Source organism: Neobacillus bataviensis (assembly GCF_019969725.1).
Map to the genome: position 1 here is coordinate 1 of NZ_JAHXYW010000065.1, position 437 is coordinate 437.

Annotated in this window: 1 protein-coding gene; it reads left to right on the forward strand. The window is 64.1% G+C overall.

What is annotated here, in order from left to right; translation table 11 throughout:
* Positions 1 to 437 (forward strand): LLM class flavin-dependent oxidoreductase (locus LC455_RS31160; protein WP_223596814.1); only part of this gene is annotated, 437 nt, incomplete at both ends.

The window sequence follows — 437 nt, forward strand, 5'->3', positions numbered from 1 at the left end:
GCTCGGCGGTTCGTCGGATGCCGCCTATCGTATCGGTGGCTCGCTGTGCGACATTTTCGGGCTCTGGGGCGAGCCGCTGGCTGAAACCAAGCAGCAGATTGACCGCATCTATGCCGAAGCCGCAAAAGCAGGCCGAACCGATCGCCCGCGCATCTGGGTTACCTTCCGGCCAATCGTGGCTGAAACAGACGAACTGGCCTGGGATAAGGCGCACAGGGGTCTCGACCGTCTGAACGAGAACCGTCAGAGGGGCCTTTCGCGCGCGCCGGTCAACGCAACACCCCCCGCCAATATCGGCTCCCAGCGCCTGCTCGATATCGCCAAACGCGGCGATGTCCATGACCGCGCGCTCTGGTATCCGACCGTCACCGCGACCAATGCAAGCGGCGCAACAACCGCTCTGGTCGGATCGCCGCGCACAATCGCCGACTCCATCC